Source organism: Streptococcus sp. 2018037 (assembly GCF_019754195.1).
Lineage (GTDB): Bacteria > Bacillota > Bacilli > Lactobacillales > Streptococcaceae > Streptococcus > Streptococcus hashimotonensis.
In genome coordinates, this window is record NZ_JAIJZQ010000021.1 from 1 (window position 1) to 23,426 (window position 23,426).

A 23,426-nucleotide genomic window follows, 5' to 3' on the forward strand; every position below is an offset into this window, starting at 1 on the left:
TCCAGCCAATAGCTGATGCCTTCTTTTGTGAGAAAGCGTTGGAAGTCCTCGTAGGATCGTCCTTCTCTGGCAGATTTAGGAATGGGTTGGAGGTTTCTGGTTCTCCGTTTTCTAAATTTCACGACACATGGGAAATCAATGGGTTTTGTGGAAAGATAGCCTTTTTCAAGGTATCGGTAGATAGAAGCTCTGGATGCCGAAAGTTCATTTGAGGCGATGATGTGGTTGAGGTGTTGTCCTTTTTTGATGGCAGAAGAGACAATTTCGTCCATGCGATAGAATTCTTCCTTGTTTAGGGCAACACCTGTTCTCGACTCTGAGAGCTTAGCTTCATAATCAAGCTGAGCTCTTTTTGCGTAGTAGAACTGTTTCTGGTATCCGCAGTTGCTTCTCTTTTTCGGACAGGCATTACAAACGTAGGGAGCCTTTTTGAGTAGAGGGCAGGTCTCACAATTGGAGGTACTAGAGTTCTCTTTTATCAGCCTATTTCTCCGAACTTCTTTTGAGATTGTGGACGGGTCTTTTCCTAGCTTAGTAGCGATAGCCGAGAAGGGCTTAAGTTGTTCAATTCCTATTTGAATATCGTTGCGATCAGAGAGAGTTAAGTGTTTGTTTTTCATTGTCGATTACCAACTTGTCCCATAGTAAGTTCTACCTTATTTCTTTGTCTCATTCTAGTTTCCAGTTTTTAAGACAGACTAGAACTTACTTTGGGAATTTACTAATGGGGACTCTAACTGTGTTACAGTTAGGGTTTTCTTGTGTTTTCTAGAAAATATGGTATAATAAACCGGTGTGTTTCAATCGAAGCAGGCGAAAGAGGAAAATAATGACAAAAGAACAAGAATTTTTAAAAGAATTTGAAGCTTGGGTCAACACTCAGGTCATGGTAAATGAAATGGCGGTTGAAGAAAGTCGTCGTGTCTTGGAAGAAGATAAAGATGAGCGTGCAGCGGATGCTTATATTCGTTATGAGAGCAAGTTGGATGCCTATCGATTCATTCAAGGGAAATTTGCCAACTACCACGCTGGCAAAGGTTTTCATGATTTACCAGATGAGTTGTTTGGTCAAAGGCATTATTAAGAAACTATATTCACAGTTCAGCATTTCTATCTAAGGCTAGTTCTTCAGCTATTCATCGTTGTTTTTTTCAAAATACAGTCAGTATTTCCTCAAAAAACGGCCTTGATTAGCGAAAAACTATTTCTTATATATAGGTACTTTACTTGTGAGTACAGGTTCTAAGGAGAAAGGGGTTAACATGGCAAAGAAAAAAGTAAATCGAAAAAAACAATTGAAAAAACAATTAGCAGACTTGAAACGTGCAGGTCGTGTAGGTCTTGAAAGAGCAGCAGAGGTAGTAGAGACAGTTGCTCAAAAGGCTGAGGCTGTAGTAGAGCATGCTGTGGAACAAGTGAAAGAAGTTGTAGCAGAGGTGACTTCTTCAGCGACTTCATTGGAAGATTTTTTGGCACTTCCTGAGTTGGAAGGCATTGCGGCAGCACGTTTGGAAACCTTCTACGAAGCAGGTATTCAATCTGTGGCTGATTTTGCAAACCATACAGAAAAAGAGCTCTTGGCTCTTAAAGGCATCGGTCCTGCAACCATCAAGCAGTTGAAAGAAAAAGGGATTGAGTTGAAAGCTTAAATCCCTTGCTTTTCAAGGTGCAATTTGTTACAATAAAGCCATTCAGAGGTGTTTTGAGCCCCATTTGTCACAGGAAGCGGTGGTACTGAGAAATCCGCACAAATGTCAAAACTGGTTGCTGATGATGTGAATCGAATAAGCAAAGTGCAGATAAATTATCTGAACAAGGGTGGTACCGCGGAATAACTTCGTCCCTGTCTAGCAAGTCTAGGCAGGATTTTTATTTGGAAAGGAGAAATATGCTACATCATGTTGAAATTTACGTTTCTGACTTGGAAACTTCGCGTGCATTTTACGACTTTCTCCTGACTAAGCTGGGCTACTCGCTCTATCAGGAGTGGGAGGAAGGGCTATCTTATAAAAAAGCAGAGCAATACCTGGTCTTTGTCCAAACACCACAGGAATTCCTAGAGGCAGGTTATCACCGGTGCCGTACAGGTCTCAATCATCTAGCTTTTCATGTGGGCACACCTGATGAGATTGACCAGTGGCGGCAGGAATTTTTGACTAGACGAGTCAAACTGCTCTACGACGACCGCTATCCACATGCAGGAGGATCAGAACACTATGCCCTTTATTTGGAAGACCCAGATGGGATTAAGATAGAGTTGGTGGGGGAAGTAACATGAATTTAGTTATTATTGGAGCACAAGCTTCTGGCAAGATGACCGTTGGGCAGGAAGTTGAGAAATTAACTGATTTGGTTTTGTTTCATAATCATGAATCAATCGATTTCGTAACAAAATTTTTTCCAATGTCTGACGAAGCGAGAGAACTTATTAATGATATTCGTATGAAGTTTTTTGAAACCTCTGCGAAAACTGATTTGGGTTTGATTTTTACAGTTGTTATTGACTTTAATGATCCAGCAGATATTTCTTTTTTAGAGAATATTCAAGAGATTTATCACAGTAGGAATCAAGCTGTTCTATTTATTGAATTGGAAACAGAGCTGCAAGAACGTTTAAGAAGAAATGTGACCGAAAATCGTTTGCAACATAAACCTTGGAAAAGAAATATTGAGTGGTCTGAAAAAGATATTTTAGATACAATGAAGTTTGCAAACTTTAATCCAGAATTTGCGCCGAAGCAACTTGACCATTATCATAAAATTAATAATACCCATCTTTCTGCCAATGACGTAGCTCAACTGATTATCCAAAAAATGGAAGAGCTTGAGCAAGAAAAAACGAAATAGCCAGCCCAAAGGACTGACTATTTCTAGGAGATTATATGAAAAAGAAAAGTTTTGCTATTTCTAGCTTGAAGATAGTATAAACCAATTTTCTTAAAGAATACTAAAGGAGAAAAAATAATGTCAAAAGAATTATCATCAAAATACAATCCAGCCGAGGTTGAGGCTGGTCGTTACCAAACTTGGTTGGACCAAGATGTGTTTAAGCCGTCAGGCGATGCGGAGGCTAAGCCTTATTCGATCGTCATTCCGCCGCCAAACGTAACAGGTAAGTTGCACTTGGGACACGCTTGGGATACCACCCTTCAAGATATCATTATCCGCCAGAAGCGGATGCAGGGCTTTGATACCCTCTGGCTTCCAGGTATGGACCACGCGGGGATTGCCACTCAGGCTAAGGTTGAGGAGCGCTTGCGGGAGCAAGGCGTGACCCGTTATGACTTGGGTCGTGAAAAATTCCTCGATAAAGTCTGGGAATGGAAGGATGAATATGCAGCGACCATTCGTGAGCAATGGGGCAAGTTGGGTCTGTCTTTGGACTACCAACGTGACCGCTTCACGCTGGACGAAGGCTTGTCGAAAGCCGTTCGCAAGGTCTTTGTAGAACTCTACAAAAAAGGCTGGATCTACCGTGGCGAATTTATCATCAACTGGGACCCAGCGGCTCGCACAGCTCTTTCAGATATTGAAGTTATTCACAAGGACGTAGAAGGTGCCTTCTACCACATGAATTACATGTTGGAAGACGGCTCTCGTGCCCTTCAAGTTGCTACAACCCGTCCTGAAACCATGTTCGGTGACGTTGCGGTGGCGGTTAACCCGGAAGACCCACGTTACAAGGACTTGATTGGCAAAAACGTTATCCTGCCAATCGTTAACAAGCCAATCCCAATCGTTGCGGATGAACACGCAGACCCAGAATTCGGTACGGGGGTTGTGAAAATCACTCCTGCCCACGATCCAAATGACTTCCTCGTAGGTCAACGCCACAATCTGCCACAAGTCAACGTTATGAACGACGACGGTACTATGAACGAGTTGGCAGGCGAATTTGCTGGCATGGACCGTTTTGAAGCTCGTAAGGCAACGGTTGCTAAGTTACAAGAACTGGGTGCCCTTGTTGAAATCGAAAACCGTGTGCATTCTGTTGGACACTCTGAGCGTACAGGTGTGGTAGTCGAGCCACGCTTGTCAACCCAGTGGTTTGTCAAAATGGACCAACTGGCGAAGAATGCCATTGCCAACCAAGACACAGCTGACAAGGTAGAATTTTACCCACCACGCTTCAACGATACCTTCCTACAATGGATGGAAAATGTACATGACTGGGTTATCTCTCGTCAGCTTTGGTGGGGTCATCAGATTCCAGCATGGTATAACGAATCTGGCGAAATGTACGTCGGAGAAGAGGCTCCAGCAGGTGACGGTTGGGTACAGGATGAGGATGTCCTAGACACCTGGTTCAGCTCTGCCCTTTGGCCATTCTCAACCATGGGCTGGCCTGACGAAAATGCGGCGGACTTCCAGCGTTACTTCCCAACTTCAACCTTGGTAACGGGCTACGACATCATCTTCTTCTGGGTGTCGCGGATGATTTTCCAATCGCTTGAGTTCACAGGCCGTCAGCCATTCAAGAACGTGCTGATCCACGGTTTGATCCGCGACGAAGAAGGTCGTAAGATGTCCAAGTCGCTCGGCAACGGGATTGACCCAATGGATGTCATTGAGAAATACGGTGCGGACGCTTTGCGTTGGTTCCTGTCAAACGGCTCTGCCCCTGGTCAAGATGTTCGTTTCTCTTACGAGAAGATGGACGCGTCTTGGAACTTCATTAACAAGATTTGGAACATTTCCCGCTATATCCTCATGAATAATGAAGGCTTGACCTTGGATGCAGCGCGTGAGAATGTTGCCAAAGTCGCAACTGGTGAGGCTGGTAACGTGACGGACCGCTGGATTCTCCACAACCTCAACGAAACCATTGCTAAGGTCACTGAAAACTTCGACAAGTTCGAGTTTGGTGTGGCTGGTCACATCCTCTACAACTTCATCTGGGAAGAGTTCGCCAACTGGTATGTCGAGTTGACCAAGGAAGTGCTTTACAGCGACAACGAGGCTGAGAAAGTCATGACCCGCTCTGTCCTTCTCTACACGCTGGACCAAATTCTTCGCCTTCTCCACCCGATCATGCCGTTTGTGACGGAAGAGATCTTCGCTCAGTACGCAGAGGGATCTATCGTAGTGGCGGCCTACCCTGTGGCCAACCCAGCATTTGATAATGCGGAAGCCCATAAGGGTGTGGAAAGCCTTAAGGATCTGATTCGTTCGGTGCGAAATAGCAGAGCAGAAGTCAATGTCGCTCCTTCTAAGCCGATTACCATTTTGATTAAGACGGCAGATAGCGAGCTTGAAACCTTTTTCAAGTCAAATGAAAACTATATCCGACGCTTTACAAATCCAGAACATCTGGAAATCAGCTCAAGCATTGCTGCACCAGAATTAGCTATGTCAGCTGTTATCACCGGTGCTGAAATCTTCTTGCCACTCGCCGACCTTCTCAATGTAGAAGAAGAGTTAGCTCGTCTAGACAAAGAACTTGCCAAGTGGCAAAAAGAACTAGATATGGTCGGAAAAAAACTCAGCAACGAACGCTTCGTCGCCAACGCCAAACCAGAAGTCGTTGAAAAAGAAAAAGAAAAACAAGCCGACTACCAAGCTAAGTATGATGCGACAGTAGGACGGATTGAAGAGATGAAGAAGTTGGTGGGGTAAGTTACAGAATATAATTTTATATAGTTTTTATGAGATAAAAAGAATGTTAGGAGACAAATGAAAAATATTATGAACATCTTAATTGTATTTATCACATATGGTATACCAGTGCTGTCTTTTGTTTATCAGATTTGTAAAGACTTGGCGGACAAAAAAGCAGTGGAGAATATTGTAAATAACTACCGTAATACCAATAATTCTCAAATTGATTTAAAAGATGTAAATGTGCAAAATGGGAATATCGTAATAAATAATTCTCAAAATATAAATACAGTACAAAAGAAAGAAATTGATAAATTTAATGAGGAAAGACTTGAGAATTTGAAATTTTTAGCCAAAATATTATATAATTTGTCAATTATCTTTATATTAATATTGTTTGGATTCAATACTTATATGGTTCTAGAAACAAATAATGCAACAATTCCTTCTCTGTTTGAAAGTTTAAGAAATCGGGAATTCAGTTTATTAGCAAATGTTTTGATGATGGCTTTAAATAAAACTATTAATAATTCTTTTGCTATGCTTTGCTCATATTCAATTTTAATATTTTCCAAGTATATCATTCAAAAATATAAAAAATCATCTATTATTGGCTTTTTTATAAATATTATTTCCTATATTTTTGCTTTAGCATTTTTGAACAATAATGTACTAGATAAATTGAACATTGCTATAGCAATTATAATTTATATTATTGTTATTTTGAGTATTTTCTTCTCGTTAAGTATTTTTGTTTATAGGCTAGCTGGTTTAGAGCGGAAATATCAAGCTTCCTATAAAAGCAGAGTGGTGAATTACTTTCAAACCATTTGTACTTTAATTCCTCCTATAATAGTTATCTTGGTAAATTTCTTTATCAATTAGAAGATGTTGTAAAGCTTCCTGATACGGAATAGTGAACGGCCTGACTGAGGGTGCTTTGGTTTTATGGAAATGAGCGAGTCTATTGTCTTGCACTCCGCTTTCTATCTTCAGGCGATGCCATCCAAGCCTATATCAACCAAGAATCAGGTAAGGCTATTCAGTCGGTTAACAAACAAGATATTCTTGGAGAGTGGTTGTTAAGAGGTGTTTTCCAACTAGCTGAGCGTGAGGTACTGACAGGGAAAAAATTAGAATCTCTGGAAATAAATGGTATTCGATTAACCAAATTCAAAAATGGTGAAATCGGTATCGAATTCATCTGGATTGATACGGAAAATCCACCAGCAGATGCGATTGGCTGGGTTAGTAGAAAAGGAAAAAAATGACAAATATAAATAGCAAACTAAAGGTCCACCTCCCCTCCCTCATCCCTTTCGGTTTTATCCTCTCCAACAATCGTTACATCTACCGTGAGGTGTTCATGGAGGGGCAGTTTGAGGCGGTGGTGGAGGTTGACGAGGCTGGTCAGCTGTCGTCCTTTGTCTGGGATTGTGAGATGGAGGAGGTCTATACCGCCCATCTGGTGACTGCGCCAGCTGGGGCATTTGTGGGGCAGGTGCGTGAGGCTTATCAGTCTATTTTGGATCGGGTAGAGGAGGCTTGTTGTGTCGCTCTGCCATTTTCCAAATACCAAAGCAACCGCATAGCCCAGCTCATCAAGGAGAAGTGGGGTGACCTACCTGATTATCCCTTTACCAAGTCGCCTGAGACAGGTGCTTTTCGCCATCCCTTCAATAATAAGTGGTACGCTTTGGTGACTCAGGTCAAGCGAGGACAACTGGATGGGAGCGCTGACCAAGAGCAGGTGGAAATCGTCAATCTAAAGGTCGATGGTCGGGAAATAGCAGAGCTGCTGAGTCAGTCGGGCATCTACCCTGCCTACCATATGTCAAAGAAGGCCTGGGTATCAGTCTTGCTGGATGAGACTGTGGAGGACCAGATGGTTTTGGCCCTCCTTGAGAAGAGCCGCTATCTAGTAGGACCAAAATCCTACAAGGCGGATCAAGGGCCTGATTACTGGGTTATTCCAGCCAATCCAAAGGTCTATGATATTGATACCGAGTTTGCGGAAAATAAGGTAGTCTATTGGCCGCAAAAATCAACCATTCAAGCTGGGGACATCGTAGCCATCTACGTGACGGCGCCTGTACAGGCTATTCGTTATGTTTGTCGTGTCTTAGGAGCAAATTTAGAAAATCAGGGTGAATCAGACATTCCTACAGAAAAGAAACTGATGCAGGTGGAATTGCTCGCTCAGTTTTCCGATAATGTTTTGCCGAGAGCGCGCATGATGGATTTGGGAGTCAGGGCGGTGCGTGGTCCGAGACGCTTGACAGAGGGTGTGATAGAAGTACTGACATCCGAAGTGAAAAACCTCCATTAAATTATCAGAATATTTAATAAAAAGACTTTACAAGTAGGTAAAAAAGAGTATAATAGGGTGTATAAATTTAAGGAGGTAAGGTATGAAGAAAAGCTTCATTCATCAGCAAGAGGAGATTTCTTTCGTCAAAAATACATTCACCCAGTATTTGAAAGACAAGCTAGAAATCGTAGAAGTGCAAGGACCGATTTTGAGTCGTGTCGGGGATGGTATGCAGGATAATTTATCCGGTGTGGAGAATGCGGTTACTGTTAATGTGAAGTTGATTCCAGATGCGACCTATGAAGTGGTTCACTCGCTTGCTAAGTGGAAGCGTCATACCTTGGCTCGATTCGGTTTTAATGAGGGAGAAGGGCTCTTTGTTCACATGAAGGCTCTTCGTCCTGACGAGGATTCCTTGGATCCCATTCACTCGGTGTATGTGGATCAATGGGACTGGGAGAAGGTCATCCCTGATGGTCGTCGGAATTTAGCTTACTTGAAAGAAACAGTGGAGCAGATTTACAAGGCTATCCGTCTGACCGAATTGGCAGTTGAAGCTCGTTATGATATTGAGTCTGTTTTGCCTAAGAAAATCACCTTTATCCACACGGAGGATTTGGTCAAGAACTTCCCAGACTTGACACCAAAAGAGCGTGAGAATGTGGTTGCCAAAGAATACGGCGCAGTTTTCCTAATCGGTATCGGTGGTGAACTGGCAGATGGTAAACCACATGATGGACGCGCCCCAGACTATGATGACTGGACAAGCCCATCAGAAGCAGGCTACAAAGGACTCAATGGAGATATCTTGGTTTGGAATGAGACGCTTGGTTCAGCATTTGAGTTGTCCTCAATGGGGATTCGTGTGGATGAAGAAGCGCTTAAGCGCCAGGTTGCTATTACAGGCGACGAGGACCGTTTGGAATTTGATTGGCATCGTGCCCTTTTGAATGGTCTCTTCCCGCTTTCGATTGGTGGTGGTATCGGTCAATCCCGTTTGGCCATGTTCTTGCTTCGTAAGAAACATATCGGTGAAGTGCAGTCAAGCGTTTGGCCACAAGAAGTGCGCGATAATTTTGAGAACATTTTATAAGAGATTGACTTCAATCTCTTTTCTTCTGCTTTCAATCTGCTATCTGAAAACATTTACAACAAGATTATCTGTGATTTTTACGCCAATCTATGATATACTTTTTTAGTTAAATTAAAATATACAGAGGATATTATGACAAAACTTAGAGAAGACATCCGCAACGTAGCCATTATTGCCCACGTTGACCACGGAAAAACAACCCTCGTTGATGAATTATTGAAACAATCCCAAACGCTTGATGAGCGTACGCAATTGGATGAGCGTGCCATGGACTCAAATGACATCGAAAAAGAGCGTGGTATTACCATCCTTGCAAAAAATACTGCCGTAGCTTATAACGGTACTCGTATCAACATCATGGATACACCAGGACACGCGGACTTCGGTGGTGAGGTTGAGCGTATCATGAAAATGGTTGACGGTGTTGTGCTTGTCGTGGATGCTTACGAAGGGACTATGCCACAGACTCGTTTCGTATTGAAAAAAGCCCTTGAACAAAACTTGACACCAATCGTCGTTGTCAACAAGATTGACAAACCATCTGCTCGTCCAGAAGAAGTTGTAGATGAAGTGCTTGAACTCTTCATCGAATTGGGTGCAGATGATGACCAGTTGGAATTCCCAGTGGTTTACGCATCAGCTATCAACGGTACTTCATCTTTGTCTGACAATCCAGCAGACCAAGAAGAAACAATGGCACCAATCTTTGATACCATCATCGAGCATATCCCTGCACCAGTGGATAACTCAGATGAGCCATTGCAGTTCCAAGTATCACTTTTGGACTACAATGACTTCGTGGGTCGTATCGGTATCGGTCGTGTCTTCCGTGGTACTGTTAAAGTTGGTGACCAAGTTACCCTTTCTAAACTAGATGGCACAACGAAAAACTTCCGTGTTACGAAATTGTTCGGTTTCTTCGGTCTTGAGCGTAAAGAAATCCAAGAAGCAAAAGCTGGTGATTTGATTGCCGTTTCTGGTATGGAAGACATCTTCGTTGGTGAAACTGTGACTCCGACAGATGCAGTTGAGGCACTTCCAGTTCTTCGTATCGATGAGCCTACTCTTCAAATGACTTTCTTGGTGAACAACTCACCATTTGCTGGTCGTGAAGGTAAATGGGTGACATCTCGCAAGATTGAAGAGCGCCTTTTGGCTGAGTTGCAAACGGATGTTTCTCTCCGTGTTGACCCTACTGACTCTCCAGATAAATGGACTGTTTCGGGTCGTGGTGAATTGCACCTGTCTATTTTGATTGAAACCATGCGTCGTGAAGGCTATGAGCTTCAAGTATCACGTCCAGAAGTTATCATCAAGGAAATCGACGGCGTGAAAATGGAGCCATTCGAGCGCGTGCAAATCGATACTCCAGAAGAATACCAAGGTTCTGTTATCCAATCCCTATCTGAGCGTAAGGGTGATATGTTGGATATGGTTGCGACAGGAAATGGTCAAACTCGTCTTGTTTTCCTTGTGCCTGCGCGTGGTTTGATTGGTTATTCAACAGAATTCCTTTCAATGACTCGTGGTTACGGTATCATGAACCATACTTTCGACCAATACTTGCCTGTTGTTCAAGGTGAAATCGGTGGTCGTCACCGTGGTGCCCTTGTCTCTATCGACCAAGGTAAGGCAACGACATACTCTATCATGCGTATTGAAGAGCGTGGAACGATCTTTGTCAACCCAGGTACTGAAGTGTACGAAGGAATGATTATCGGTGAAAACTCACGTGACAATGACTTGACAGTTAACATCACAACTGCTAAACAAATGACCAACGTTCGTTCAGCTACCAAAGACCAAACGTCTGTGATTAAGACACCGCGTATCTTGACTCTTGAAGAATCACTAGAATTCTTGAACGATGATGAATACATGGAAGTAACGCCGGAATCTATCCGTCTTCGTAAGCAAATCTTGAACAAGGCAGAGCGTGATAAGGCTGCGAAGAAGAAAAAATTAGCGACTGAGGAATAATTTCTAGGAGAAGAAGCATGTTTTATTTAATCCTTGCCATCATGTTAGTACTTTTTTATATTTTTATTGCACCTCGCAATATTAAGGGGACTATGAATTTGATTGCGGCAGTATTTTTACTGGTAGCATTAGCGATTGCCTTGGTACTTGGATTTTTAAGAATCATGCAATTTCCAAAGGAAATTTGGGTTGGTCTACTAATGATTCTGATTGGTTTTTGGGCGATGCGGGATATTTATCAATTAAATGACGATACAAAATTTTAGCAGAGTCTTTGATTTTTGAATACCGTAATACGATATTACTAAGGAATTTTATCCAGCTTTTTGGACAGTAGTGGCAATCTATTAGCTAAAGAAATTATATTCTGTGATACATCTTGAAGAAGCTCTCGTTATTTATAATAAATGACAAGCGCATTTTCAAGGTGTTTTTATGTAGATAAATTTTAATACTCAATGAAATCCCCAAAACCCAAAATAGCAAGTTCTTAGTACAGTCATTTAAATTAACTCTGATACATCGCCACTTTCGGCTTGCCGTACTCTACGAAAGTGACTTGTTTCGCAAGTCTTATTTCCAACCTAGAACAGCCTCTAGGCTGTTCTAGCTACCTGCACCTCGGTTCCTTGTCTGAAAGCTAATTCATTCGACCATACAAGGCAATGAGCTGCCGCCGCCAACTTTTGTCAACATCTTAGCAATTTGCGTTTTACAGTCCGAAGCTGATCTCTATAATTGACGGAAGCGGGAAAGACATCCATACATTAAAGTAATTAAAGACAAATTAAATAACTATATTAGCCATTAACACCTAAATGAGAGGGATTCGTTTTATAAAATATTGCTAACAGTTTTCCCTTAGAAAACTCATATTACTAGACAATAAATGGAAACTATAGTAAAATACCAAGTATTGTTATTAAGTTGTGCCTTAACTTAATTGTATAATATTTTAGTAAAAGAGAGGGAACGCAGATGGATGTAAAAGATCTTCGGAAATTAAAGCGAATTGAGTTATATGAGATTATGTTGGCTCAAAGTGAAGAGATTGATTGCTTGAGAAATCAACTTGAGAAGATTAAAACAGAGTTGGCTGATAGAAGAATTATGATTAGTCAATCTGGCTCCATAGCGGAAGCTTCAATGAGACTGACTAATATTTTTGAAGAAGCGCAAAAAGCTGCTGATCTATATCTCTATAATTTGAAAAACAAAATTGGTGATGTTCATGAATAGTTCAAACCTTAGGGGAAAGGAACTTCCAAAAACTTCAGAATTAAAAGAGCTATATCAGCATGAAAGATATAGACATACATTTTGGAGGACAGTGAAAAGTACAGTGTTTATGTTGGTAGTAGTTGCAGCATTTGCAATACTAATCGCTGTATTATTTTTGCCTATTTTGAGAATATACGGAGATTCAATGAAAGGAACCCTGAATAGTGGGGACATCGTTGTATCAGTAAAGAGCAATGATTTTGAAAGCAGTGATGTTGTTGCTTTTTATTACAATAACAATATTCTGGTCAAGCGCGTCATCGCTGAAGCTGGGGATTGGGTGGATATGGATAAACAAGGGAACGTTTATGTCAATAATCAAAGATTGGACGAGCCATATTTGGCAAATAGGGATTATGGTCATACAGATATTGAGTTTCCCTATCAGGTACCGGAAAATCGAATCTTTGTCATGGGAGATAACCGGAAAGAGTCCATTGATTCGCGAAACAACGCTATTGGTACAGTCTCTAATGAACAGATTGTTGGTAAATTGGTTTTTAGAGTATGGCCTTTGACAGAGATGGGAGTAATTGATTAAAAATGATGAACTTAAAGTTAGATACTTAAAGCAATTTAGGGGGAGGAACATGCAAAATAATTTTAAGTTTAAAAGATTATCTTTATGGCAGAAAAAATATAGAAAATTTGTTAATTTTGCAGCTGTTGTGGTTGTATTTGTAACAACATATGCATTGATTTTACCAGCTCTGACACTGGAATCTAATAAAGCTAGCCAACTATCGGGTATCAGCAGCTCAGAGACAACTACTGAAATACAAGGTAATGAAGAAACTCCAGTAGAAGTGACGGAGGCTGCTAGTCAGATGGTTGAAGAAAGCTCTGCAATAGAGCAAACAAGCATGACAACAAGTGTGACATCGACAACGGAGCTTTCTTCGGAAACCCAGACAACTGAAACCACAAAGGTTGATCAACAAGTAATAACTGAAGTGACAGAGTTTGTTCATAAAGGCAAAGATTATGAAGTTATCGCTAGATTTGATGCTTCTGCAAAAATGCCAAAAGGAGTGGAACTGAAGGTTAAAGAAATTGAGGCGGGGACAGATACCTATAAATCTCGCTTTAATAAAGCCAAGGCTACTCTGGGAGCTCGTGCTTTAACGTTTGCAAGGTTCTTTGACATAAGCTTTGTGCATGATGGCAAGGAAATTCAGCCAGAAGCGCCAATTTCCATTCAAATCAAAACAGATAGTAATATCAAACTTAAAGAGGAAACTAAGGTCGAGGCTGTTCATTTTCAAACAGCTAATAAGGCAGAAGTTGTCCCAGAAGTTGAAACCAACGAAGAAAACAATCAGGTGTCCGAAATTAGCTTTGACGCGGACTCCTTCTCTGATTATGGTGTCGTTGGGGCAGAGTACTATAAAGTAACTTTTACAGCTCTGGATTCAAATGGACAGGAGCAGACAGTTTCGAGTCTGGTTGATAAAAAAGAGGGAGCAAAAGTAGAAACGCTTCCTGAGGAACCCTTCCGTGCTGGCTATCGCTTTATTGGTTGGCGTGACAAAGAGACAAATGAAGTTGTTACTGCTGACACCCTAGTTACTCGAGATATGATTGTGGAAGCAGAATTTGCCTCAATCTCAATCTATAAAGTAACGATTCAGTATTTTTATAATAACGTTGTTTCGGGTCAAGACATTACCTTTGAAACAGAAGTCTATGAGCTAGAGGCGGAAGACATGCCTTATCGCATCACGACACCTGTATCCACTGAGATTAAAAGTGGGGCAGAAAGTGGATTTGCGACAGACGCCATTTACTACACCAGTAGACCCATCATAGACATACAGTCTGAAGATTTGGCGAGACTAGACAAAGAAGATGGGAATGTAGATAATGCGCTGACCATTAAGGTTGCTTATATCCCCTATGATTCCGAATACAAGGTTCGCTACAAGCTGAAAGATTTGGATGGGGAAGGTTACACAGATATTGAGTCAGGAACCTACTACGGCATTATCGGGTCTACGATTAGACCAGAGGTTCGCAATTATACTTATGCAAATTTTGAAAAGACAGATTCTCTTGAATTGACAAGATCAAGTGGACAAGAGATTGATGTTTATTACACTCGTAAAGAGTATACACTTTCCTACAATACTAATGGAGGGTCTTACATCCCACCACAAACTGGACTCTACAATGCCAAGGTCAATCTGACAACGACAATCCCAACTAGAGAAGGTTACACGTTTGATGGTTGGTATGATAATGCTAATTTAACAGGAAGCCCTATTAGTGGCTCAGTTGCTTTAGATAAGAACAAGACGCTCTATGCTAAGTGGAAGGCTGATACGGTTAACTATGTCATTGCTTACTATAAAGAAGTATATGATGGCAAAGAAGAGCCGCTCTACGTGTATGACAGTTCAATCAAACGGACTGGACAAGTTGGTACAACAATTCAAGCAAGTACTGCTCCAGAAATGTCTAATGTTCCTTTGGGCTATGAACGCGAAACAAGATATGGTAGTAATGCTAGTTCATCCATTGAAATCAATTCAGATGGTCAGTCTGTACTCAAAGTCTATTATAGTTTGATTAGATATACTTTAACTTTTGATATCAATCGGAATTCGACATTGGGATTCTACACATATTATGGGCAAATTGAAAAAGGTGGCGGTACTTATACTGGAACTCAATACAAGATTAGGGATGTAGTTGTTGGACAAGATATTTTGAATCTTTGGCCATCAGGTGCGGATGAAGTTTATCAGATGTTGCGCATAGGAAATGGTACACTTGAGAAATACGATTCTATGAAATTTAGAGGATGGACTTTCTCAGACAGTAATACTTATAATGTGACTCGTAGACCTACACTTACAACCGATATGATTACAACAGCAAATGCTAATCATGAAGTTGTCGTAACAGGGCATTGGGAAAGTTCCTTAAAAACAAAAAGGGTTGACTATTACTTGCAGTCAGCAGATAATCCAAATGTCTATGTATTATCTGAACATAGTCAGAGCTTAAATGGTGGACAAAATTCGCCACTCAATGCAAAAACAATTATGGGTTATCAAGTTATTTCTACTGTTCCGCCAGGTTATGATAATCATTCTGGACATTATGCTACACTAAACAATGGTATAAAATTGTATGATCATTACCGTTTTTACTACAAGCGTGATAGTTTCGATATTGATTACTACTATGGTAGTACCAAGCTAAAAACTACTGAGAATGTTCTCTTTGATGCTAATATCAATAGTGCAACCTACAACTACACACCAAGTCGGCCAGCTGGAGTTGATGCTGACTATACCTGGGGTGGTTGGTATACTGATTCCAATCTTACTGAGGCATACACATTTGATAAAATGCCATCAAACAACTTAGTGCTCTACGCTAAGTGGGTGGCTCCAAACATGACGGTTAGCTTTGACCTAAATGGTGGTGAAGGTACAGCACCAGAGACTCAAACAGTTGAAAAGAAGAAAACTGCGACAGTTGTTGCTGATCCGACCAGAGCTCACTATGACTTTGACGGTTGGTTTACAGCTAAAGAAGGTGGGGAGCGCTATGTCTGGTCTAAGCCAGTCACAGAAAATATCACACTTTATGCTCGCTGGAAACCTCAACCTCTCAAGTATACGGTTAAGTACGTAGACGCTACTACTAATAATAAATTAGCAGCAGACAAGGTCATTGAGAGTCCAGCACTTGAATTACATCAGACCATCAAAGAAAATGCTTTAGCCATCACAGGCTACAGACCAGATGCTAGCAGTAAGATCCTTGATTTAACCTATGACAATAATGAGATTATTTTCTATTACAGTGATAGGACAGCAAAAATACCATATACCGTTCGTTACCTCCTTAAGGATGGAGATGATAACGACAGTAACAACACAGTATTGTTGCCAGAAGACCATCTGGAAGCTGAGGCTAACATGATTGTTGCTAAGGCTGTAGCCAAGGGTGTAGGAACAGGATACTATCCTCAAAATAATGTCTTGAGTCTTACTCTGACAACAAACTCAGCCAACAATGTCATTACTTTCTACTATCTACCTTATGAGTTTGCGACCATCACAGTTAATTATCTTGATATGGATGGCAACCCTATTTCCGGGCAAGACCCTCTGGTAGAGTACAAGAAGAAAGGTGATACCTATATCCTAAATCGTAAGGAGATTCAAGGGTATACCTTCTCAACATCAAAAGATAACGAGAACAACGTAGATAAATCAATCTATCGTATCAGAAGACCAGATAAGCGGACGATTAATCTTTATTATAAGAAAAATCTGATACTTGAAGGTCAACCAAGAGAGAAAGTCTACGATGGCGAGCCGTTGAAACTATCAGGAATAGATGATTTAAAATCTGGTTATTCAACATCTCTAGCTAGCGGGGATAGGTTGACTGCTATTGATTTTGAGGGAAGTCAGACTGATGTCGGCTCATCAAATGCGAAACCAAAATCAGTTGTCATAACAACTGCTGATGGTAAAAATCATACCGATTATTATGAGATTACCTATCTTGACAGTTCTCTGACAGTTAAAAAACGTCCGGTTACAGTAGAGATTGGAAGTCAAACGATTGAAAAAATCTATGATGGCAAAGCGTCTACTGTCGACTACAAGGTAAACTCAATTTCTGATAGCCTCTATAAAGAGTCCTATATTCACTATACGGGTTCAGAAATTGAAATGACCAAAAAAGATGTAGGAGCTTATACCTTTGCCTTACAAAATAAATTTGTTAATACAAATGATAATTTTGAGGTTACTTTCTTAGCTAAAGACGGCAAGATTACCATCAATCCGCGTAAGCTAATGTTAACGTCAGCTACGAAAGAAAAAGCATATGATGGAACAGAACTGACAGCACAAGAAGTTAGTGTGATGACTCCAGAGGGTGTTAGCTATGATGGCTTCGTCCAAGGCGAAGGTGTTGACTTCTCTGATTTTGCAAGCCTAACTAATCCAGGTAGAAGAGCCAATAGCTTTACTTATAAAGCAAAAGAGGGCACAAAGCTCAGCAATTACGAGATTACAGATGAGTTTGGAATGTTGACAATTCTTGAAACGCTTAACATTACCAAGACAGATGAAAATTGGAAATCTCTTGCAGGTGGCAAGTTTGAATTGACCAAGTGGGATGGTTTGAACTGGGCTCAGTTAGATGGGGCGCAGGAATTTGCCATTACCAGCAAAGATGGTATTCAGATACCGGTAGGCTTAGAAGCAGGTCGCTACCGTCTGCAAGAATTGGCAGCACCTGATGGTTTTATTGTCTTGGATAGTTATATCTACTTCAGCATCAAGGAAAACTTTAACGAAGATAAAACATCTTCCTTCTACACTGTTGCCTTGTCTGATGAAGCGGGCAATGATGCTAGTCCAGAACGAGCAACGCTTACCAAGGTTAGTGGTGATGCCAGCCATCGCATCCAAGTGGCCAATGAGCAGGGCAGAGCCTTGCCAAGCACAGGTGGAGATGGACAGAAGTGGTTTATTCTTTCTGGTCTTGTCCTCATAGTCATCTCATATTTGATGCATCTGTTTGTTCAACGTAATCGGGAAAAGAGGTCCTAGGACTGATTTCACGCTTATATAATTAAAGTATCACAATGGGAGTTGCAGGATTTCATGTCTGCTTCTCCTTAATAAAAAATGAAAAAGGAAAAAGAAAAATCATGAATAAATTAAAAAGTCTCTTCATGACCGTGTTGGCAGTGCTAGCTATGGTCTTGCCTACCCCTTTCGCTAGTGCGCAAGAGGTAAATACAAATGCAGGTGGTACAGGAAAAATTACTGTGCGCAATGCTTCGCAAAGCCAAACTTATGAACTTTACAAGCTCTTTGATGCTACTGTAACAGAAGATGGTTCAGGTATTTCTTATAAACTCCCAAGCGGTAAAACCGCACAAAATTTTGGTGGTGAAACCTGGTTTGATGTAGACAGCAAAGGGAATATTACTGCAAAACCCAATGCGGATGTTACAACACCAGAATTTGCAACTTGGGCAAAGAGTTTCGGTACAAAGGTTGCCAGTTCGACTGCAACTGATAATACTCTAGTATTTACAAACTTAACATTTGGTTACTATTTTGTAACATCATCACTTGGTGCAGTGCTTACCGTAGATAGTACAACACCAAATGCAACTGTTATCGATAAAAACACTACTAATCCAACCATTCCAGATTCAAATAATGGTGGCGGTAAGAAAATTCTAGCAGCGGATGGAAAAACAGCAACATCAACAACAACTGCAAAAATTGGTGACACTGTTCCTTTCCAATTCAAATTTAACGCGACGAACTTTGTTACTGCAAATGGTGTCACTAAACAAATCAAATCTTACACCATTGCCGATACTCCAACAGCATTAACAATTAATCAGGACTCTGTAGCTGTGAAGGTTGGGACACAGACGCTTGTTAAAGGCACAGACTATACAGTTGCTTTTGATAATACTGGTAAGATGACAGTTGTCTTGAAATGGATCAAGGACGATAAATCAACTATTTACAACTCACCAATTGAAGTGAATGTAACCTATTCAGCTGTTGTAACCAAAGATGCAAAAGAAGGTCAAGCAACCAACACAGCAACACTTGGTTACAACTCTTTTGACCCAACAAATCCAACAGATCCAAATCACCCAGATAATCCAGACACTCCAGATACTCCAGATACCCCAGTAGATCCAAAAAATCCAGAAGATAATAAAACGACTGTAACCACTCACCGTTTCACTTTGAAGAAAACAAACGAAGCAAAAGCTACTCTGACTGGAGCAGAATTTAAGCTTTATGATGCAGCCAATAATGGAACTGAAATCAAGGTTGTCAAGGAATCTGACGGAGTATATCGTGTTGCGCAGGCTGATGAGCAAGGCGTTGCGATTGAAGCTGGCGAAGTTGTGATTAAAGGTCTGAAACATAGCACGACCTATTATCTTGAAGAAATGAAAGCACCGAATGGTTACAATATTTTGACAGAACGTCAAGCCATCGAAGTTACGAAAGATAACGCAGCAAAAGCAAATATCGTCAATAAAAAGGGTGGTGTCTTGCCAAGCACTGGTGCGATTGGAACAACTTTATTCTATCTAGTTGGTTCAATCTTACTTTTGGTAGCATTGGTTTATACTATTTCAAAACGTCGTATGAACAATATCTAATTGTCCATACAATACCTAATATTTAGAATCTATCTTCGGAAGTGCAAAAGCAAGAGTGGAAGTATTTCCGAAGATATTTCTTTGGTCTTAACATAAGGAAAGGAGGGGATTTCATGATCAAATGGCTCAAAAAGAAAGGTCCGTCTTTTATCATGCCATTAATTTTTATATTGGGGATTGGACTATTGGCTTATCCATCGGTCAGTGATTATTGGAATTCCTTCCACCAATCAGAGGCTATTATGTCCTATTCTGACACAGTATCAGATATGACAGAGGATCAATACAAAGAAATCATTGATAGTGCGCGCCAGTATAATCAAGAAAACCCCTTAAACTGGAATGTGACTGCATCCGACATTGAAGCCTATAATCAGGAATTGAATTTCAATAAAGATGGCATCATGGGCTATATTGAGATTCCTAAAATTGATGTCAAGTTATCTATATTTCATGGGACAGACGAAACGGTTTTAGAGACTTCTATTGGACATCTAGAAGGAACATCGTTGCCTGTAGGAGGTTTGGGAACTCATAGTGTACTTTCAGGGCATCGTGGGCTCCCATCTGCCCGTCTGTTTTCTGATTTAGATAAGTTGAGAGAAGGCGATATATTTACCATTCACATTCTCAATGAAACACTAACTTACAAAGTGGACCAGATTCGAGTGGTTGAGCCATCAGATTTATCGGCTCTTACCATAGATCCTCAGAAAGACTTATTAACTTTGGTAACATGTACACCCTACGGTATTAATACACATAGGCTATTAGTTCGTGGCTATCGTATTGAAAATGTTAATGGTAGTGCTCTGGTTACCTCTGATGCTATCCAAATTAAAGCGATCTTTATTGCTCCATTTATCGCAACTCCAATTCTATTTGTAATCTTAATTTATATTTTTATAACAACTAGTAAAACATTTCGTTTTCGGAATAGGAATCAAGTGTTGGATGATTTTTTAGCTCCCAAGAAATTTTGAACTATTGAAAATGTTTCAAAGTCGATTTGACTCTGGAACATTTTTCTATTATAGACATTAGACAATATGGCTGAATGAGGTAATTGTTCAACTTCAAGAGCTTATTCAAACCTTAACCTCCTGTCAACTCAAATCAATTGCCTAGACCGACGATTGAAACGACTTCTTTCTAGTAACAGACCACGAGGAAAGAGGTGGCAGATATTGTAGAAATGACGTTGAGATGTCATACCTAGTTCAGCTTATAGCAAAAGTAAGACAAGGAGTAATCTATCTGAAAGCCTACATTACGCCGAAGTTTAAAGGAATCTGGGCAATAGTTTTGGTAGAAATGATGACAAATTTGTGATAATTGGCGTACATTCCATTGCAAATGATGAGATTTAGCAGTATACTGTAAGTAAGCTCATTTGGACTACCCTTCTGTATGTTTCGTCGCTTACAGTATAGTCCATTTGGGCTTTTTATTGTATTTTGAAATGAACTAGCACCACGGGTAGAGTTTACTTTTCTGTCCTCTGGCTTGAAAAAGGTCTTCGTAAAGGGTAAAATAAGGTGTTAGAAAGTAAAGGTAATTGAGATGAAGATGATTGATATTGTAAAAAATAAGAAAGTGTTAGTGCTAGGTTTAGCTAAATCAGGGGAATCCGCAGCCCGTCTCCTGGATAAATTGGGTGCTATCGTCACTGTTAACGATGGAAAGCCTTTTGAAGAAAATCCGACTGCTCAATCTTTGTTGGAAGATGGTATCCGTGTTATTTGCGGGAGCCATCCCTTGGAATTGTTGGATGAAGATTTCGCTTTGATGGTAAAAAATCCAGGAATTCGCTATGATAATCCTATGGTTGAAAAAGCAATTGGAAAAGGAATTCCAGTATGGACAGAGGTTGAATTGGCCTATTTGGTATCAGATGCTCCAATCGTGGGGATTACAGGTTCGAACGGTAAGACAACGACAACGACCATGATTGCAGAAGTCTTGAATGCTGGAAATAAACCTGCAAAATTATGTGGAAATATTGGTTACCCAGCATCTTCGGTCGCTCAAACTGCAACTGCAGAGGATACCTTGGTCATGGAATTATCGTCTTTCCAGTTAATGGGGACAGAATCTTTCCGCCCGCATATCGCCGTTGTGACTAATCTTATTGCCAGTCATATTGATTACCATGGGACTTTTGAAGACTATGTAGCAGCAAAATGGATGATTCAGCGTCAGATGACGGCTGAGGATTTTGTAGTGCTCAATTTCAACCAGAAAGAAGCCAAGGAATTGGCTGGACAGACCAAAGCAACTGTAGTTCCTTTTTCTACGCTGGAAGTGGTTGATGGAGCTTATTTGGCAGATGGAAAACTCTATTTCAAGGGTGAATACATCATGGATGCTGACCAAATTGGTGTTCCAGGTTCACACAATGTTGAAAATGCCTTGGCAACAATTGTGGTTGCAAAATTGTTGGGAGTAGACCACCAAGCGATTCAGGAAAGTTTGTCTGCCTTTGGAGGTGTCAAACATCGCTTGCAATTTGTAGGTGAGATCAATGGGGTTTCCTTCTACAATGATAGTAAGTCTACCAATATCTTGGCGACTCAAAAAGCTCTTTCAGGGTTTGACAACAGCAAGGTCATTTTGATTGCAGGCGGCTTAGACCGTGGCAATGAATTTGATGAATTAGTCCCTGATTTGGTTGGTCTAAAGAAAATGGTAATCCTTGGTCAATCAGCTCCCCGTGTTCAACGTGCAGCAGATAAGGCAGAAGTGGAAACGATAGAAGCTCTTGATATTGCGGATGCGACTAGAAAAGCCTTTGCCATTGCAGAAAAAGGAGATATTGTCCTGTTAAGCCCAGCCAATGCAAGCTGGGATATGTATGCCAATTTTGAAGTGCGTGGCGATGTCTTCTTACAGACCTTTGAGGAGTTGAAATAATCATGAAAAAAATTGTTTTTACAGGCGGAGGGACTGTTGGGCACGTGACGCTCAATCTCCTTTTGATTCCGCGATTTTTGGAAGAAGGCTGGGAAGTCCACTATATTGGTGATGGGAACGGTATTGAGCATGAGCAGGTTGTGAAATCAGGTTTAGATGTCCATTTTCATTCTATTTCGACTGGGAAATTACGCCGTTATTTCTCTTTCCAAAATATGTTGGACGTGTTTAAAGTTGGTTTTGGTGTTCTTCAATCCTTGGCCATTATTGCTAAAATTCGTCCGCAAGCTCTTTTTTCAAAAGGTGGGTTTGTATCGGTTCCACCAGTTATTGCTGCTAATTTGCTGCGGGTTCCGGTCTTTATCCATGAATCAGACTTAACAATGGGACTGGCCAATAAAATAGCCTATAAATTTGCGACAACCATGTATAGTACTTTTGAGCAACCTGCCAGCTTGACTAAAGTAAAACATGTTGGTGCGGTTACAAAAGTGGGGCAAACGAATGACAAAGTTACACCAATTCAGTTGCCAGAAATTCTCAGTCACTTCGATAAAAGTCTGCCGACCTTACTGTTTGTAGGTGGTTCGGGCGGTGCTAAGGTCTTTAATGATTTAATCAGTCAGAATAGTGCTGCTCTGACCGAACGATTCAATATTATCAACTTGACAGGGGACAGTAGTCTCAACCAATTAGATAAAAACCTATATAGAGTTGACTATGTGACAGAACTTTATCAACCGTTGATGGATTTAGCGGATGTCGTTATTACCCGTGGTGGTTCCAATACTCTGTTTGAGTTGATTGCCATGCAACAACTCCATTTGATTGTGCCACTAGGACGGCAGGCCAGTCGAGGGGATCAAATTGAAAATGCTCTCTATGCAGAGAAAAAGGGATATTCTAAGCAGATTGATGAAAGTCAATTGACATTTGCCAGCCTATTGGTAGAAGTTTATGAGCTATTGAAAAACAAGGAATTTTATATCCAAAACATGGCAAATTCTAATGAAATTCAGTCAGTAGATAGTTTTTACAATTTGCTTAGAGAAGATATGGGAAGGTAGGTT

At 40.7% G+C, this 23,426-nt stretch carries 18 protein-coding genes and 2 pseudogenes; 18 read left to right on the top strand and 2 right to left on the bottom strand.

Features of this window, described 5'->3' with window-relative positions:
• Window positions 1-620, bottom strand: a 620-nt coding sequence (locus tag K5Q29_RS07925; RefSeq protein WP_221877089.1) for a helix-turn-helix domain-containing protein, incomplete at its 3' end; no start/stop codon positions are given.
• 209 nt (window positions 621-829) lie between these two features.
• Between K5Q29_RS07925 and K5Q29_RS07930 the strand changes: the two genes are divergently transcribed.
• The 16 genes and pseudogenes from K5Q29_RS07930 (at window position 830) to K5Q29_RS08005 (ending at window position 20,426) form a co-directional block, all read left to right on the top strand.
• Window positions 830-1,084, top strand: coding sequence for a DUF1912 family protein (locus tag K5Q29_RS07930; protein WP_002943432.1), 255 nt, complete (start codon window positions 830-832; stop codon window positions 1,082-1,084).
• Between the two features lie 178 nt (window positions 1,085-1,262).
• Window positions 1,263-1,649 carry a helix-hairpin-helix domain-containing protein gene (locus K5Q29_RS07935; RefSeq protein ID WP_105139503.1) on the top strand — a complete coding sequence of 129 codons (387 nt, stop codon included), beginning with the start codon at window positions 1,263-1,265 and terminating at the stop codon, window positions 1,647-1,649.
• 239 nt (window positions 1,650-1,888) lie between these two features.
• On the top strand, window positions 1,889-2,278 hold the full coding sequence (locus tag K5Q29_RS07940; protein WP_105139504.1) for a VOC family protein: 390 nt from the start codon (window positions 1,889-1,891) through the stop codon (window positions 2,276-2,278).
• Window positions 2,275-2,847, top strand: coding sequence for a shikimate kinase (locus K5Q29_RS07945; protein WP_105139505.1), 573 nt, complete (start codon window positions 2,275-2,277; stop codon window positions 2,845-2,847). Before K5Q29_RS07940 ends, K5Q29_RS07945 begins: the two co-directional genes overlap by 4 nt.
• A 117-nt stretch (window positions 2,848-2,964) precedes the next feature.
• Window positions 2,965-5,616, top strand: coding sequence for a valine--tRNA ligase (locus tag K5Q29_RS07950; protein WP_105139506.1), 2,652 nt, complete (start codon window positions 2,965-2,967; stop codon window positions 5,614-5,616).
• 57 nt (window positions 5,617-5,673) lie between these two features.
• Entirely contained in the window at window positions 5,674-6,483 is an 810-nt protein-coding gene (locus K5Q29_RS07955) for a hypothetical protein (RefSeq protein ID WP_105139507.1), read from the top strand.
• A gap of 92 nt (window positions 6,484-6,575) precedes the next feature.
• A pseudogene (locus tag K5Q29_RS07960) lies at window positions 6,576-6,869 on the top strand (hypothetical protein); the annotation flags it as partial.
• Window positions 6,866-7,927: an MmcQ/YjbR family DNA-binding protein gene (locus tag K5Q29_RS07965; protein ID WP_105139508.1), complete on the top strand. Its 1,062-nt coding sequence runs from the start codon at window positions 6,866-6,868 to the stop codon at window positions 7,925-7,927. The pseudogene K5Q29_RS07960 and the gene K5Q29_RS07965, both read left to right, overlap by 4 nt.
• An 82-nt stretch (window positions 7,928-8,009) precedes the next feature.
• The gene (asnA, locus tag K5Q29_RS07970; RefSeq protein WP_105139509.1) at window positions 8,010-9,002 is read left to right on the top strand and encodes an aspartate--ammonia ligase; all 993 of its coding nucleotides are present in this window, start codon (window positions 8,010-8,012) and stop codon (window positions 9,000-9,002) included.
• Window positions 9,003-9,134: 132 nt separating this feature from the next.
• Window positions 9,135-10,982 carry a translational GTPase TypA gene (typA, locus tag K5Q29_RS07975; RefSeq protein WP_105139510.1) on the top strand — a complete coding sequence of 616 codons (1,848 nt, stop codon included), beginning with the start codon at window positions 9,135-9,137 and terminating at the stop codon, window positions 10,980-10,982.
• Window positions 10,983-10,999: 17 nt separating this feature from the next.
• A complete protein-coding gene (locus K5Q29_RS07980; RefSeq protein WP_004194480.1) occupies window positions 11,000-11,248 on the top strand; it encodes a DUF3165 family protein in 249 nt (82 codons plus the stop codon).
• Between the two features lie 712 nt (window positions 11,249-11,960).
• On the top strand, window positions 11,961-12,221 hold the full coding sequence (locus K5Q29_RS07985; protein WP_044761881.1) for a DNA repair protein: 261 nt from the start codon (window positions 11,961-11,963) through the stop codon (window positions 12,219-12,221).
• Window positions 12,214-12,804 carry a signal peptidase I gene (lepB, locus tag K5Q29_RS07990; RefSeq protein ID WP_044758538.1) on the top strand — a complete coding sequence of 197 codons (591 nt, stop codon included), beginning with the start codon at window positions 12,214-12,216 and terminating at the stop codon, window positions 12,802-12,804. The genes K5Q29_RS07985 and lepB overlap by 8 nt, the downstream gene beginning before the upstream one ends.
• A gap of 49 nt (window positions 12,805-12,853) precedes the next feature.
• Window positions 12,854-17,848 carry an InlB B-repeat-containing protein gene (locus K5Q29_RS07995; RefSeq protein ID WP_221877092.1) on the top strand — a complete coding sequence of 1,665 codons (4,995 nt, stop codon included), beginning with the start codon at window positions 12,854-12,856 and terminating at the stop codon, window positions 17,846-17,848.
• A gap of 101 nt (window positions 17,849-17,949) precedes the next feature.
• On the top strand, window positions 17,950-19,443 hold the full coding sequence (locus K5Q29_RS08000) for a SpaH/EbpB family LPXTG-anchored major pilin (protein WP_221877094.1): 1,494 nt from the start codon (window positions 17,950-17,952) through the stop codon (window positions 19,441-19,443).
• Window positions 19,444-19,556: 113 nt separating this feature from the next.
• Window positions 19,557-20,426: a class C sortase gene (locus tag K5Q29_RS08005; protein WP_221877096.1), complete on the top strand. Its 870-nt coding sequence runs from the start codon at window positions 19,557-19,559 to the stop codon at window positions 20,424-20,426.
• 131 nt (window positions 20,427-20,557) lie between these two features.
• On the opposite strand, the pseudogene K5Q29_RS08010 reads toward K5Q29_RS08005, so the two are convergent.
• Window positions 20,558-20,799 (bottom strand): annotated as a pseudogene (locus K5Q29_RS08010) (IS982 family transposase); the annotation flags it as partial.
• Between the two features lie 207 nt (window positions 20,800-21,006).
• On the opposite strand from K5Q29_RS08010, the gene murD reads away from it, so the two are divergent.
• Together murD and K5Q29_RS08020 are read left to right on the top strand one after the other, a co-directional pair.
• The gene (gene murD, locus K5Q29_RS08015; RefSeq protein ID WP_105141544.1) at window positions 21,007-22,356 is read left to right on the top strand and encodes a UDP-N-acetylmuramoyl-L-alanine--D-glutamate ligase; all 1,350 of its coding nucleotides are present in this window, start codon (window positions 21,007-21,009) and stop codon (window positions 22,354-22,356) included.
• 2 nt (window positions 22,357-22,358) lie between these two features.
• Window positions 22,359-23,423 carry a UDP-N-acetylglucosamine--N-acetylmuramyl-(pentapeptide) pyrophosphoryl-undecaprenol N-acetylglucosamine transferase gene (locus tag K5Q29_RS08020; protein ID WP_205032655.1) on the top strand — a complete coding sequence of 355 codons (1,065 nt, stop codon included), beginning with the start codon at window positions 22,359-22,361 and terminating at the stop codon, window positions 23,421-23,423.
• Window positions 23,424-23,426: the final 3 nt, after the last annotated feature.

Excerpts from the sequence above, each read along its gene's own strand:
- K5Q29_RS07940 (WP_105139504.1), top strand. The coding sequence starts at position 1,889 with ATGCTACATCATGTTGAAATTTACGTTTCTGACTTGGAAACTTCGCGT.
- K5Q29_RS08000 (WP_221877094.1), top strand. The coding sequence starts at position 17,950 with ATGAATAAATTAAAAAGTCTCTTCATGACCGTGTTGGCAGTGCTAGCT.
- K5Q29_RS07965 (WP_105139508.1), top strand. The coding sequence starts at position 6,866 with ATGACAAATATAAATAGCAAACTAAAGGTCCACCTCCCCTCCCTCATC.
- K5Q29_RS08020 (WP_205032655.1), top strand. The coding sequence starts at position 22,359 with ATGAAAAAAATTGTTTTTACAGGCGGAGGGACTGTTGGGCACGTGACG.
- lepB (WP_044758538.1), top strand. The coding sequence starts at position 12,214 with ATGAATAGTTCAAACCTTAGGGGAAAGGAACTTCCAAAAACTTCAGAA.
- K5Q29_RS08005 (WP_221877096.1), top strand. The coding sequence starts at position 19,557 with ATGATCAAATGGCTCAAAAAGAAAGGTCCGTCTTTTATCATGCCATTA.
- K5Q29_RS07955 (WP_105139507.1), top strand. The coding sequence starts at position 5,674 with ATGAAAAATATTATGAACATCTTAATTGTATTTATCACATATGGTATA.
- K5Q29_RS07945 (WP_105139505.1), top strand. The coding sequence starts at position 2,275 with ATGAATTTAGTTATTATTGGAGCACAAGCTTCTGGCAAGATGACCGTT.
- typA (WP_105139510.1), top strand. The coding sequence starts at position 9,135 with ATGACAAAACTTAGAGAAGACATCCGCAACGTAGCCATTATTGCCCAC.
- K5Q29_RS07930 (WP_002943432.1), top strand. The coding sequence starts at position 830 with ATGACAAAAGAACAAGAATTTTTAAAAGAATTTGAAGCTTGGGTCAAC.
- K5Q29_RS07995 (WP_221877092.1), top strand. The coding sequence starts at position 12,854 with ATGCAAAATAATTTTAAGTTTAAAAGATTATCTTTATGGCAGAAAAAA.
- K5Q29_RS07985 (WP_044761881.1), top strand. The coding sequence starts at position 11,961 with ATGGATGTAAAAGATCTTCGGAAATTAAAGCGAATTGAGTTATATGAG.
- asnA (WP_105139509.1), top strand. The coding sequence starts at position 8,010 with ATGAAGAAAAGCTTCATTCATCAGCAAGAGGAGATTTCTTTCGTCAAA.
- murD (WP_105141544.1), top strand. The coding sequence starts at position 21,007 with ATGAAGATGATTGATATTGTAAAAAATAAGAAAGTGTTAGTGCTAGGT.
- K5Q29_RS07950 (WP_105139506.1), top strand. The coding sequence starts at position 2,965 with ATGTCAAAAGAATTATCATCAAAATACAATCCAGCCGAGGTTGAGGCT.
- K5Q29_RS07935 (WP_105139503.1), top strand. The coding sequence starts at position 1,263 with ATGGCAAAGAAAAAAGTAAATCGAAAAAAACAATTGAAAAAACAATTA.
- K5Q29_RS07980 (WP_004194480.1), top strand. The coding sequence starts at position 11,000 with ATGTTTTATTTAATCCTTGCCATCATGTTAGTACTTTTTTATATTTTT.